This window comes from Thioclava litoralis (assembly GCF_045278885.1).
GTDB lineage: Bacteria > Pseudomonadota > Alphaproteobacteria > Rhodobacterales > Rhodobacteraceae > Thioclava > Thioclava litoralis.
The window spans coordinates 33,524-46,262 of sequence record NZ_CP135444.1 but is presented as its reverse complement, the minus strand read 5'-3'; the positions used below and the strand labels follow the sequence as shown (position 1 = coordinate 46,262).

The following is a 12,739-nucleotide window of genomic DNA, read 5'->3' as shown; positions in this document are numbered from 1 at the left end:
ATCGTGGCACTGTGCAGCGAGACCCGGTTGCTCGACGTCCGCAATGCGGGACGGAGCAGAATTTCGCTGCGCGAGGCGCGAAGGCCCGTTCCGGGCGCGCTTCCGCCGAAAGGATCGGCTCACACGCCTCAGATCAGATGTTAGCTAGTAGCGCACCTAGAAGCGCTTCTGGCGCGTCCTCTTGACCGATGTGAGCGGCACTCGGAACTCGTGTGAAGCTCTTCGCATGGACCAGCCCCGCCAACTCCTCGCCTTGCGCCAACGGAATGAAGGTGTCTTCCTCACCCCAGATCAGGTGAACGTCGAAGTCGGTCTTGCCATAGCGTTCCTGCGCTTCCGCGATGTTCGCCGTATCGGCCTGTCCGATCTGCCGATAGAAGGCAGCTTTGCCCACCGCGTCCGACCAGGGCTCGAAGTAGAGGCGGATGGACTCCTCGCGGAGGGGATAGTGCGCTGCATTCTGGATATAGGCGCGAAACAGCGCCTCGTGGGCATAGTCGGGCAGACCCGCAAACGCTGCCTCGTGCTGGCGCACATGAGCGTAGAACGGAGAGCCGGACGCCGACGGCATTGATGAGGTGCAGCTTGCCGTAGGGAACGCCGTTCACGAAATGCGCGCGCAGCGAGGCGAGGCCGCCGAAGTCGTGTCCCACGACCTGAGGTTTATCGAGTCGCCAATGCCCGATCAGGGCGGCCAGAAGATCGCTCTGGACCGACTCGGCGACGCTCTGATCCGAAGACTTCTCCGACAGGCCGGTGCCGAGCATGTCGAAAAAGTAAACCCTATGGGTCCGTGCGAGCCATGGCGCGATCCGCCGCCAAGCCTGCGCCGACCAAGGGAAGCCGTGCACCAGTATGATCGGATCGCCGTCGCCCATCACGCCCCAGGCGACGGACTGGCCCCGATGGTCATAGCGTTGGTTGAGCTCAAGCATCGTGGATACCTCTCATTGTCAATTAGCGAATAAACTATATGATCAACACCCATTGTCAATTAGCGAAGTAGCTATATGGTGTTGGAATGATAGTTCGAACCGATCAGATCAAGGCGCTGGCAAACGAGACAAGGATGAACATTCTTCGTGTTCTTGATGATCCGGGACGTCACTTCGCACATCAGGAGTCGGCCGACCCCGTTGAGATTGGTGTTTGCGTCCAACTCCTCGCGGAGCATTTCGGAGTGAGCCAGCCAACGATGAGCCGCCATGTCGAGCTCTTGAAGCGGGCGAATTTTCTCTCGGCGAGAAGGCGGCAAAAATGGACGTACTGTTCTCGCAACGAAGCGGCACTTCGCGACTACAATGAATGGCTCGTTGCGACGCTGAAATTGAAGGTGGAGTGACCGCGGCAAACTGCGAAAGCTGCCGTTCATATAGTTCGCAGCATTGGTCAAAGTGGGCTCGAAGCGGTCATGCGGCGGCGCGGGGCCCCATCATGAGGGCCGCGACACCGTATCGACGCGATCGGCCCAAACCGGACTTTCATGATTTAGGCAGCTGAAGGCAGCTTCGAGCCCACTTTGACATCTCTCGGGTGGCAATGCCCGCGCGCAAGGGAAAAGCTAATGGCATGGCGCAGTCTTCATTCTCCGTCCGCCCCGTGTGCCTGGAACACATTTTCCACCAGGTCGAGCCCGACCGTGATAATCTTCGACATGACTGGCCACCCTTGTGGATCATCGCAGCCCCACCTTGGCACATTGATGCCGATGGGCGCGGTCGGTCACATCATCAGAGCCCCGCTGGCATGACATTGACAGTTGTCGGTGGTCTTTTGCGGTAGAGGTTTCGGCTTATCATTTAACGGGGCACAGAGAGCAACTCGTTGAGAGAGTAGGCAAAGCCTGCGATGGCGACACAGAGCAGGAACCCTGCGGAGATCTGTGCGATCCGATGCGCCTGGCGGCGGAACACGCGGGTGTGGATGACGGCGGCGTAGCTGACGAGGATCGCAAAGTCGAAGAGAATCCAGAGCAAAGTCAGAATGATGAGACTGATCTCGTGTCGGCTGGTGATGCCGACAAATTGCGGGAAGAAGGCGACGAAAAACAGGATGTCCTTCGGGTTGGAGATGCCAACAAGAAACCCGTGCAACAGAGGAGAGGAGCCGCGTCGTGCCATCCCCAATGCCTCTGTGGGATCTGTTTCCTGCGAGGTCGGCCTGTGACGAAACGACTGAATGGCCATCCAGGCGATGAACAGGCAGCCGATAAGACTGACCCAGGTCAGCATCCTCACGTTGATGGTCATCAGGCCGGAAATCACCAGAGCAGCTGCGCCGATCAGGAAAAGCGAGGCCCAGTTAGTTCCGAATACAGTGAGCACGGCCTCACGCAACCCGCGCTTTGCGGCCGTGTTGAGAACGAGTGCGACAACGGGGCCAGGGGTTGCGATCAGCAAAACGATGGAGGTCAAATAGACCGACAGAAGCGTAAGGTTCATGAGGGCTCGACCTCTCTGGTTCGAGTGCGCATACGGAAGGGGCAAATGGTTTTCGGCGGACTATGCTCCTCGGCTAACTGGTACTGTCGCCATTCGAGGTTGCTGTGGCTACCGAAGAAGCCAAGCACATCGGGAACCGGCGCAGCGTTATACCTTTCGACGCGCTTGCGAATCGTCTGACGCACCCGGATACCCTTGCGGCTGTTCCGATTGGCGATCAGATCGAAGTTTTCACGCGGATTGATGACGAAGGTGATGTAGCCTCCAAGGTTGCGGCTTTTCAGGGTCACATGACCCGGGCAACTCATGTTGATAAACAGCTGCACCCCGTCGAAACAAAAGCTCCAGAGACTGTCTTTGGGGTCAATGGGGACGTTGGAAGGCCAGTCTTTTGTGTCGTTATGATGTAATGCCTGCAGTTGTCGCCAGCCGAACTGGTGCTGATCGGCGAGCGTTGGAAAAATTCTCTGAAAAATCACAATCAGGGGCGTGTAAAGCCGGGTGCGCGCGGGCACTTGCCGGGTGAATTCCGTGTATCGCCGCAGGCCCTCTGAAAATTGGCCTGCTTCGTCGTCCTCATCGATGAAAAGGAACTTGAACGCCTCCCTCTTGAAGCCACTTTTTCCAAACAGGCATGGGAAATCAGGCTTGCGGAGGTGGGAAGAAAAGCCCCGAAACGCCACGGCTCTCCAGTCCATTTCAAGTTCTTTGTCGCGTCTCTCAATAAGCTCTGCCTCAATTGTAGACTGTTCTACAAGCACCCCTGGAGATATCCCTCTAAACATGAAAAAATGTTCTCCTCTATAATCTCTCAGTAGTTATCGCGATGAAAAATACCCTTGAAAAATGGAAATTCCTGCTTCTTGCTATGAGTAAAAGTTTTGATTGAGAGGTGCGGTGATGGCAAAAACTCTCCCTCCGCTATATGCTTTGCGAGCGTTCGAAGCGGCTGCCCGCACCGGATCGGCGACAGGTGCGGCCGAGGAGCTGAACCTGACGCAGAGTGCGATCAGCAAGCACATCAAAACGCTAGAGGCGCATTTCGGGCGTAAGCTGTTCCATCGTCATGGACCCCGGCTGGAGGTGACGCCGCAAGGTCAGATCTTCGCGGACGGTCTGAAGTACGGATTCAAACACATCGAGGATGCTTGTGCCGTCTTTCAGAGCGAGCGGAACGTTTTGCGTCTCAAGGCCCCCTCGACGCTGACGATGCGTTGGCTGCTTGATGCCGTGAGCCGGTTCCGGGCCATCGAGCCTAGCTTTGACGTGCAGATCAGCAGCGTGTGGATGGATATCGACACGGTTGATTTTTTTACCGAGCCCCACGATTGCGCGATTCTGCTCGGCTCGGGGCAGTTCGGGGAGGGCACCAGAAGCGCCAAGCTCTTCGATGAATGGCTGATCCCGATTTGTGCTCCGGCCTTGTATCGCGATCTTGGAAAGGATCTCGGCCGGTACGCTCTTATCCATCCCTCGCCCGATCGCCGCGACTGGCGACGCTGGCTCAGGCGGAGCGGGAGGGCAGAACAGGTGGACATCTCGCAGGGGCAGGTCTTTGACACGCTTGAACAGGGCAACGCCGCCGCGACAGCCGGGCACGGGCTGTCGATCGGTGATCTCGTTTTAACCTCGGGTGCGGTATCGGATGGCCAGCTTGTAATGCCGTTCCCTGAAGCGGTGCAGACGTATGACGGGTACTTCATGGTTTGGCCTGAAAGCTGCAAGAAGCTCCGCTATCTGGAGAAATTCCTTGATTTCCTTCAGGAGGATGTGCCTGACCGACCGACCTCCGGGCTGACATTTCTGGTTTGAGGCGACACTCAGCGCTTCAAACAATGCTTCATGTAAGAGTTCGAGGTCCGCTCCGTTCCGCGACATTGCTGACGTTGGCGCAGACAGCAGCGAAGGTCAGCTTGCCGCCGTGATGGACAAAAGGCAGCGTTCCTTGATGCGCGGCGTATGAACGTCCGGTATCCTAAACTCGCCACGTGCGCCAAGCCAGCCTCCTGCTCCTTGATCATCCCGATGATTTGCGCATCGGTGAAACGGCTTTTCCTCATGTCGTCTGCTCCTTCTCAGGTTGGGCAGACTCTACATCACAGCGAGGGAACTTCCGGGGGGCAGGTCACGACCAATCCGGCATATCCGGAGTAAGATCCGTTGAGACGATCTGCGATCAGCTCAGTCTGGTCGATCGCCACCTTCATGAAGCCAATATACCAAGCTGCCTCCTCCGCCTCGTTGCGGAGCTCCGTTATCAGGGCATCAAACTCAACGTCATTCATTCTTTGCTTCCATCGCCTCCGGTACATAATCTGCGCATGCAGAGAAGCCTTGTGCGCGCTGCAACCTTTCATGAAGCCCGACAGAGCGTGCTGTGGAAGCGGGCATGTTCGCAATGGCCCCCGCTAGGGCACATCGATCCCCCAGCATTATGACTTGATCCGTGGCTCTCGTTATGGCGGTGTAGATCAGCGTCCGGTCCAGAAGACGGGACGGGAAGACCGGAATGATGACGCGCCGCCATTGAGAGCCTTGGGCCTTATGAACCGAGATGGCATAGGCCGGGTCCAGATTGCCTGCATCGGCTGCATCGAGTTCGAACGGTTTTCCATCCAGCGTGACGTGCGCGATGCCGTCGATCACCGACTGGACGCGGCCCATCGACCCGTTCATGAGATCCCGGTCCCAGTCGTTCCGGGTCCAAATAATCGGATCGCCCTCGGCAATGTCGCTGCGACCCGGGAAGAGGGCGCCATCTTTGGCCCGTCGACGTAGCTCATGGAAATGGCGATTGATGGCTTCGATACCGGCCGGGCCGGCCTTCACCGGTGCAATGATCCGGGTGTCTCTCGGGTCGGCACCACAGGAGCGTAGATCCCGACCGATCGCGCTGATGAGGCCAATCGCGTCTTCGGGCGCGGTGGGAATAAAGGAAACTCCAGGGCGGATCCCTTCATAGGTTGCGAGGGTAGGGGGGTTTCCCAGCCGTACCGCTTCTGCGACAGAGGGGATGCCGCTCGCATCGGATTGTCGAAGCACCCGATCCAGCACCACATGGGGTATGCGCTCGGTCTGGTACAAAACATGGAACGTCAATCCGAAGCCTATCGGGGGCAACTGGGCAGGGTCTCCCACCAGCATAAGGTTGGCGTCTCCCAGCACCTTCAGGATCCGCCAGAGCGTCGGCAGGTCGAGCATCGACGCTTCGTCGACGATCACCATAGCACCAGGTGGCAGCGTTTCGGCGTCGGGGCGCACCATGGATTGAAGAAACCCAGCGATGGTCCGGGCCGGGCGGCCGGTCGCAACGGCCATGCGCTGCGCAGCGCGACCAGAGAGTGCCATCAGGTGCAGCGCACGGCCAAAAGACTCTGCGAGGTCACAGATGCCGCGAAGACACGTGGTCTTGCCAGAGCCGGCATATCCACCGAGTATCATCACTCGCTGAGAAAGTGCCGTTCGGATCGCCATCTTTTGTCTGTCGGTAAGAGAATGGAGTTGGCTGGCGTCGAAGGCCTGGATGCGAGCTTCGACCAGATTCAGGTCCGGCTTCGGCACCACCAGATCGTGATAGGGTTCAGAGCTCAGGCAATCAGTAATGGTGCGGGCGATGAACTCCTCCATCACTGCAGCTCCGAATGGCTGAAGACCATCGCCTATCCTTACGCGCGCTGATGTGCTCGGCGAGTTCCAACGAACGCTTTGGAAGATGGGCCTTGGACATACGCCCAACGAAATCGAAATATCGGGCAGCCGTCGACAAGCGCCGAGACTTCAAGGCATTACTGACGATATCGGCCTTCGTCATGGTGAGACCGCTGCGCATTTCCGTCACCGCGGGTGAAGTGATCCGTCGCAGAGCCTCGGTCTTCAGCCCGCAGGCTTCTGCCAGTGTCTCGATCTCGACCAGATCAAAATAGGCGCCGGCCTCGAGACGCGCATTCAGATCGATGCGCTCCCGAAGCGCCCAGAGTCCGAGGTGGACCAGATCTGCGGCTTCCGCACCCATGGTCTCTGACGAGTGACCATGGGAACGCCGCGAGAGAGCCAAAGCAGTCGGGTAGTATGCTGGTGCGCCGACATCGTCGATAACTGTGGCAAAGCGTTCGCCGTCTGCGAGGATGTAGCGCTGGACGCGACCAAAGTACCGGTTCGTAGCAGGATGAACATAAGACATTCGGCGCACCCAAGAACGAAATAAGAACACATTTGGCAAACTCGTGCAATCACGTTATAAAGGAGGTGAAATTACCGCTGTTGGTGGCGGGATTCTGATAATGCGAATTATGTAAAACAATTCACCTCAACCGTGCGTGGGCGCACGAACTTCCGCCTAGAGACCTTCTGTCAGGAAGATCTCGGCATGGCAGGCACCTGCACGCGCGGCGCGGGCCGTGCGGTATTCGGGCGAGTCATAACAGGCGCGCGCCGTGGCCATATCCGCGAATTCGATCACCACATGGCGTTCCCATTCGGGGCCTTCCACGCTGTGGGTGTGGCCACCCCGTGCCAGAAACACCGCGCCATATTTCCGGAACGCCGCCGGTGCCAGATCCTGATAGCCGGTATAGGCTTCGGGATCTGTGACGGTGACGCGGGCGATCCAATAGGCTTTGGCCATGCGGTTTCTCCTCAAGTGCCGGATGTTTGGGCCAGCAGTTTCTGGGCGATGGCCGATGCATCGGTGACATGCTCTTCCACGGCGCGTCGCGCGGCCTGTGGATCATGGGCGGCGATGGCCTCGCAGATTTTGCGCATATGGCTTGGACCGGATATCGCGCGGTCGTCGCTGGTGAGCGTCATGATCCGCAGTCGCGAGATACGGCTGTTGAGGCGGCTGACCACTTCCCATGCAATCGTGTGCCCCGCGCCTTCAAAGATCACCTCGTAAAATCGTGTGGTGGCTTTGAACAGGGCCGAGCTTTCCTTCTGGAGCGCGGCAGATTCCAGCTCCGCCAGTGCCTGCCGCAGGCGGCGTTCCTGCGCCGGTGTCATATTGCGCGCGCAGGCCTCGGCGGCGTCGGTTTCCAGCTTGCGACGGATGTCATAGATCTGGCGGGCATCATCCCATGTCATCCGCGCGACGATCGGGCCACGATTGGGCACATGCTCGACCAGTCCTTCCGCGTCGAGATAGCGCAGGCTCTCGCGCACCACCGTCCGGCTGACGCCAAGCTGTTCGCACAGCACGCGCTCTATCAGCCGGTCTCCCGGTTTGAACACGTCATTGATGATCGCGTCACGCAGCCGGTCCAGCACCACTTCGCGCAGGGTGACAGGCTGTTGGTCGATCTTATTCAGGCCAAGATTTGTCATGCCCCTTCGTAACAGAGCCACGGCGCAACGACAAGCTTGATTGTAAGATTGTATTACGGTATTCCATGAGTCCATAATACTAAAAAATATCCAACTGGGAGCGTTCAATGCCTGCTGAGATTCGCAAGACATTGCTGCATATCGAAGACACGCTGATCGAGGGCGGAAAGGTGGCCGAGACCCCCTTGCGCATGATCGCGGCCATTGCGGTTATCCGTAACCCTTGGGCGGGAAAGGGTTTTGTTGAAGACCTCCGCCCTGAAATCCTTGATTGCGCACCGGGTCTCGGGGCCCTGCTGACCAAGATGATCCTTGAGGCCGCAGGTGGCGGCGACAGGGTCGAGGGCTATGGCAAATCGGCCATCGTCGGCCTGAATGGCGAGGTCGAACATGCCTCGGCGCTGATCCATACGCTGCGCTTTGGCAACCACTACCGCGAAGCGGTCGGTGCGAAATCCTATCTGGCCTTCTGCAATACGCGCGGTCCGGCCAATGCCCCCCTTTATATCCCGCTGATGGACAAGAATGATGGCGGCCGTCGCAGCCATTATCTGACCATGCAGCTGTCGGTGGCCGATGCCCCCGCCGCAGACGAGATCGTCATCGCGCTGGGGGCCTCGATCGGTGGCCGTCCGCATCACCGCATTGGTGACCGCTATCAGGATCTGAAGGAGATGGGTGGCGATGTCGACAACCCTGCATCTGTCTGAGCGTCTGGGGACGCTCGGGGTTACAGAGGCAGGGACAGGCGCGCCATTGGTGCTGATCCACGGCGTCGGGATGAACTCCGCCGCTTGGGGTCCGCAGGTTGACGCCCTGGCGGGGCGCTATCGGGTGATTGCGCTTGATATGCCCGGTCATGGGCGGTCTTCCCCCCTGCCCGACGCCGCCCGCCTGCCTGATTTTGTGGACTGGCTGCATCAGGTGCTCAAGGCGCTGGATCTGGGGCCGGTCAATCTGGTGGGCCATTCGATGGGGGCGCTGGTCTGTGGTGGTATGGCGGTCGAGCATCCCGATCAGGTGGCGCGGGTCGCGCTTCTGAACGGGGTCTTCCGTCGTGACGTGGCGGCCCGCGAGGCGGTGATTGCCCGTGCCGCCCTCATTGCCAAGGGTGTCTTCGATCTGACCACACCGCTTGCGCGCTGGTTTTCGGATGCTCCGGAAGAACAGGCGGTGCGGGCGCAGGTGGCGGATTGGCTGCGTGCGGTTGATCCCAGAGGCTATGCCACAGCCTATCGGGCCTTTGCCGAAGGCGACAGTCTCTATGCCGACAGGTTCGGCCAGATCCGCTGCCCGCTGCTGGCCCTGACCGGATCGGGCGACCCCAATTCGACCCCTGCAATGGCCGAAGCTATGGCCAAGGCCGCGCCCTATGGGCACGCGCTGACCATCGAGGGCCAGCGCCATATGGTCAATCTGACGGACCCTGCGCGGGTGAATGCCGCGCTGGAGAAATGGCTTGCAACACCGGTTCTCGGGGAGGTCGTACCATGACCGCAATCGATCCACGCGCCCTACGCGACGCATTTGGTGCCTTCATGACCGGTGTGACCGTGGTCACGACCCATGACGGCACCGGCAATCCTTTGGGGTTTACGGCAAATTCTTTTACCTCGGTGTCGCTGGACCCGCCGCTTCTGCTGGTCTGTCTGGCCAATAGCTCGCGCAATTATCAGGCCTTTACCCAAGGGCGGGGTTTTGCGGTGAATATCCTTGCCGAAGACCAGAAGGATATTTCCAACACCTTTGCCAGACCCTCCGAGGACCGCTTCCGCGATCTGCATTGGTGGCCCGGGCCGCATGGAGCGCCCGTGATCGGTGATGTCTCTGCATGGTTTGATTGCGCGCTGCACCAGATCATCGAGGCGGGCGACCATGTGATCTTGCTTGGCCGTGTCGAGGCGTTTGACACAAGCCCCGCCTCCGGACTGGGCTATGCCCGTGGGGCCTATGTGCGCCCGCAGGTGGAGACCAAGGCGCTCGACAGGATCGAGGCTGGGGTCGAGGTCAGGGTCTCGGCGCTGATCCGGCAGGGCGAGCGTGTTCTGCTGGTCAATGACCGGGAGGGCGGTCTGACCCTGCCGGAAATCAAGGTCGGGGCGGAAGGGGTCTCGGCGGCGCTGGCGCGACTGCTTGCCGCCACGGGGCTCAACGCCCAGCCGGGATTTCTCTATGCGGTCTATGAAGATACCGCCAGATCGTGCCAGCATATTACCTTTCACTGTGATGCCGAAGGAGGGGCGCCCGCGCTTGGCGCCTTTACCGAACTCGTCCCGTCGACATTGATGGATCTTACCGATCCAGCCACCTGCCAGATGCTCAAGCGCTTCGTCGAGGAAGCCCGCATCGGCAGCTTCGGGGTCTATTACGGAAATCAGACCAGCGGCGAGGTCCGCGGGGTCTTTGCCGGGAGCTAACGGTATGAAATTCTCGCTTTTCGCGCATATGGAGCGCATCTCTTCCGAAGATAACCAGAAACAGCTTTACGACGAATTCATCGAACTGTGTAAGATTGCCGATGAGGGCGGCATGCATGCCATCTGGACGGGCGAACATCACGGGATGAATTTCACCATCGCGCCCAACCCGCTGCTCAGCCTTGTGGATGTGGCGCGCCATACCAAGACCGTGCGCCTCGGCACCGGCACGGTGATCGCGCCCTTCTGGCATCCGATCCGGCTGGCAGGCGAGGCGGCGATGGCCGATATCATCACCGAGGGCCGGCTGGATCTGGGCATTGCCCGCGGTGCCTATCAGTTTGAATATGACCGGATGATGCCGGGTTTGGATGCTTGGGGCGCGGGCCAGCGCTTGCGCGAGCTGATCCCTGCGGTCAAGGCGCTGTGGAAGGGCGATTACGCGCATAAGGGCGAATTCTTCCAATTCCCCAAAACCACCTCGGCACCGCTGCCTTTGCAGGAAAACGGCCCGCCGATCTGGGTGGCCGCCCGCGACCCCAACAGCCATGAATTCGCCGTGGCCAATGGGTGCAACGTGCAGGTCGCGCCTTTGTGGAAGGGCGAGGAAGAGGTCCAGCATCTCATCGACACGTTCAACGATGCCTGCGCCAAAAATCCGCAGGTGCCGCGCCCCAAGATCATGCTTCTGATGCATAGCTATGTCGCCGAGGATGCGGCAGATGCGAAACAGGCGGCGAAAGAGTTCAACCGCTTCTACAACTATTTCGGCGCATGGTTCATGAACAAGCGCGAGATCACCCAAGGGCTGATCAAACCGCTGAGCGAGGAAGAAATCGCAGCCCATCCCTTCTATACCCCCGAGGCGATGGAGCGCGATCTGGTCATCGGCACCCCCGATCAGGTCATCGAGCGCCTCCGTCATTACGAGGCGCAGGGCTATGACGAATATTCCTTCTGGATCGATTCCAGCCAGAGCTTCGAGCGGAAAAAGGCCTCGCTGTTGCGGTTCATCAACGAGGTGATGCCCGCCTTCCAGAAGGAGGGGGCCGATGCAGAGCTTTCAGCAGTACATTAACGGCCAGTTCGAAGACGCCAGCGCGCAATTCGAAAGCCTCGATCCGGCGACGGGCCAGCCTTGGGCATTGATGCCCGAGGCCAAGGCCTGTGATGTCAACCGCGCGGTCGAAGCCGCCCATTGCGCCTTTCTGGCGCCCGAATGGGCGGGGATGACCGCAAGCGCGCGCGGCAAGCTTCTGCTGCGGCTGGCCGATCTGATCGCGGAAAACGCGCAGGTGCTGGCCGAGCTTGAAACCCGCGACACCGGCAAGATCATCCGCGAGACCCGCGCCCAGATCGCCTATGTCGCTGAATATTACCGCTATTACGCCGGTCTGGCCGATAAGATCGAGGGCGCGCATCTGCCCATCGACAAGCCCGATATGGAGGTCTGGCTGCGCCGCGAGCCTATCGGCGTGGTGGCGGCTGTGGTGCCTTGGAACTCGCAGCTGTTCCTGTCGGCGGTGAAGATCGGCCCTGCTTTGGCGGCGGGCTGTACGATGGTGCTGAAAGCCTCGGAAGAGGGCCCCGCGCCGATGCTGGAATTCGCGCGGATCTTCGATCAGGCAGGCTTCCCCAAGGGTGTTCTGAGCATCGTGACGGGCTTTGGCGCAGACTGCGGTTCGGTGCTGACCAGCCATCCCAAGGTCGCCCATGTGGCCTTTACCGGCGGGCCGGAAACCGCGCGGCATATCGTGCGGAACTCGGCGGAAAACCTTGCCTCGACCTCGCTGGAACTGGGCGGGAAATCGCCCTTTATCGTCTTTGACGACGCCGATCTGGAAAGCGCCGCCAATGCGCAGGTCTCGGGGATTTTCGCGGCCACGGGGCAAAGCTGTGTCGCGGGCTCGCGGCTTTTGGTGCAGAATTCGGTCAAAGAGGCGTTTCTGGAAATGCTCAAGGCCAAGGCCGAAGCCTGCGTGATCGGTACGCCCGATGATATGGCGACCGAGATCGGCCCGCTCTGCACCAAACGCCAGCGCGACATGGCCCAAGCGCTGATCGCCCGTTCGCTGGAACAGGGGGCCAAGCTGGTGACAGGTGGTAAGGCCCCCGAGGGCGCGGGCTATTATTTCCCGCCCACCATATTGGATTGCTCGGCGGCGCGCGACGCCGAGTGTGTGACCCGCGAATTCTTCGGCCCCGTGCTGTCGGTCGTGGGCTTTGACACCGAGGAAGAGGCCATCGCGCTGGCCAATGACACGGCCTTCGGGCTGGCCTCGGGGGTGTTTACCCGGAACCTGACACGGGCACACCGGATGATCCGGCAGATCCGTGCGGGGATCGTCTGGGTCAATACCTATCGCGCGGTCTCGCCTATGGCACCTTTCGGCGGGCACGGGCTTTCGGGCCACGGGCGCGAGGGTGGTCTGGCGGCGGCGCTGGATTACACCACTGTCAAGACTGTGTGGCTTCGGACCAGCGATGATCCGATCCCCGATCCTTTCATCATGCGCTGAGGCGTTGAAAGGCTGGGCGTGGCGCAGACCAGTGCCGCGCCTG

General features: G+C 59.9%; 15 protein-coding genes. 7 read left to right on the top strand and 8 right to left on the bottom strand.

Annotated features, from left to right (window positions below):
- Positions 1-281 precede the first annotated feature (281 nt).
- Positions 282-878, bottom strand: coding sequence for an alpha/beta fold hydrolase (locus RPE78_RS13920; protein ID WP_353963116.1), 597 nt, complete (start codon positions 876-878; stop codon positions 282-284).
- Between the two features lie 191 nt (positions 879-1,069).
- Here RPE78_RS13920 and RPE78_RS13915 point away from each other — a divergent pair, with 191 nt between their 5' ends.
- Complete coding sequence (locus RPE78_RS13915) at positions 1,070-1,342, top strand: ArsR/SmtB family transcription factor (protein ID WP_406721698.1); 273 nt, start codon at positions 1,070-1,072, stop codon at positions 1,340-1,342.
- 457 nt (positions 1,343-1,799) lie between these two features.
- Here RPE78_RS13915 and RPE78_RS13910 read toward each other — a convergent pair whose 3' ends face one another.
- Positions 1,800-2,441, bottom strand: coding sequence for a LysE family translocator (locus RPE78_RS13910; protein ID WP_406721697.1), 642 nt, complete (start codon positions 2,439-2,441; stop codon positions 1,800-1,802).
- Positions 2,438-3,139 carry a YqcI/YcgG family protein gene (locus RPE78_RS13905; RefSeq protein WP_406721696.1) on the bottom strand — a complete coding sequence of 234 codons (702 nt, stop codon included), beginning with the start codon at positions 3,137-3,139 and terminating at the stop codon, positions 2,438-2,440. Before RPE78_RS13905 ends, RPE78_RS13910 begins: the two co-directional genes overlap by 4 nt.
- Before the next feature lie 202 nt (positions 3,140-3,341).
- Between RPE78_RS13905 and RPE78_RS13900 the strand changes: the two genes are divergently transcribed.
- The gene (locus tag RPE78_RS13900) at positions 3,342-4,253 is read left to right on the top strand and encodes a LysR family transcriptional regulator (RefSeq protein WP_330647114.1); all 912 of its coding nucleotides are present in this window, start codon (positions 3,342-3,344) and stop codon (positions 4,251-4,253) included.
- A gap of 284 nt (positions 4,254-4,537) precedes the next feature.
- Here the strand turns inward: RPE78_RS13900 and RPE78_RS13895 are convergent, their stop codons facing one another.
- The 5 genes from RPE78_RS13895 to RPE78_RS13875 form a co-directional block, all read right to left on the bottom strand.
- The gene (locus RPE78_RS13895; RefSeq protein ID WP_330647113.1) at positions 4,538-4,726 is read right to left on the bottom strand and encodes a hypothetical protein; all 189 of its coding nucleotides are present in this window, start codon (positions 4,724-4,726) and stop codon (positions 4,538-4,540) included.
- Positions 4,719-6,068: an AAA family ATPase gene (locus tag RPE78_RS13890; protein WP_330647112.1), complete on the bottom strand. Its 1,350-nt coding sequence runs from the start codon at positions 6,066-6,068 to the stop codon at positions 4,719-4,721. Before RPE78_RS13890 ends, RPE78_RS13895 begins: the two co-directional genes overlap by 8 nt.
- A complete protein-coding gene (locus tag RPE78_RS13885; protein ID WP_330647111.1) occupies positions 6,037-6,621 on the bottom strand; it encodes a hypothetical protein in 585 nt (194 codons plus the stop codon). Before RPE78_RS13885 ends, RPE78_RS13890 begins: the two co-directional genes overlap by 32 nt.
- 156 nt (positions 6,622-6,777) lie before the next feature.
- Positions 6,778-7,065, bottom strand: coding sequence for a DUF1330 domain-containing protein (locus tag RPE78_RS13880; protein WP_330647110.1), 288 nt, complete (start codon positions 7,063-7,065; stop codon positions 6,778-6,780).
- Positions 7,066-7,076: 11 nt separating this feature from the next.
- Complete coding sequence (locus RPE78_RS13875) at positions 7,077-7,760, bottom strand: GntR family transcriptional regulator (RefSeq protein WP_330647109.1); 684 nt, start codon at positions 7,758-7,760, stop codon at positions 7,077-7,079.
- A gap of 107 nt (positions 7,761-7,867) precedes the next feature.
- On the opposite strand from RPE78_RS13875, the gene RPE78_RS13870 reads away from it, so the two are divergent.
- Genes RPE78_RS13870 through RPE78_RS13850 form a run of 5 tightly spaced genes read left to right on the top strand, consistent with a single transcriptional unit; the run spans position 7,868 to position 12,696 of the window.
- The gene (locus RPE78_RS13870) at positions 7,868-8,470 is read left to right on the top strand and encodes an amino acid synthesis family protein (RefSeq protein ID WP_330647108.1); all 603 of its coding nucleotides are present in this window, start codon (positions 7,868-7,870) and stop codon (positions 8,468-8,470) included.
- Positions 8,445-9,254, top strand: a complete 810-nt coding sequence (locus RPE78_RS13865; RefSeq protein WP_330647107.1) for an alpha/beta fold hydrolase — start codon at positions 8,445-8,447, stop codon at positions 9,252-9,254. Before RPE78_RS13870 ends, RPE78_RS13865 begins: the two co-directional genes overlap by 26 nt.
- Positions 9,251-10,177 (top strand): flavin reductase family protein, encoded by a 927-nt coding sequence (locus RPE78_RS13860; protein WP_330647106.1) that lies wholly within the window; start codon positions 9,251-9,253, stop codon positions 10,175-10,177. Before RPE78_RS13865 ends, RPE78_RS13860 begins: the two co-directional genes overlap by 4 nt.
- A gap of 4 nt (positions 10,178-10,181) precedes the next feature.
- The gene (locus RPE78_RS13855) at positions 10,182-11,255 is read left to right on the top strand and encodes an LLM class flavin-dependent oxidoreductase (protein WP_330647105.1); all 1,074 of its coding nucleotides are present in this window, start codon (positions 10,182-10,184) and stop codon (positions 11,253-11,255) included.
- Entirely contained in the window at positions 11,230-12,696 is a 1,467-nt protein-coding gene (locus tag RPE78_RS13850) for an aldehyde dehydrogenase (protein WP_330647104.1), read from the top strand. Before RPE78_RS13855 ends, RPE78_RS13850 begins: the two co-directional genes overlap by 26 nt.
- The last annotated feature ends 43 nt before the right edge of the window (positions 12,697-12,739 follow it).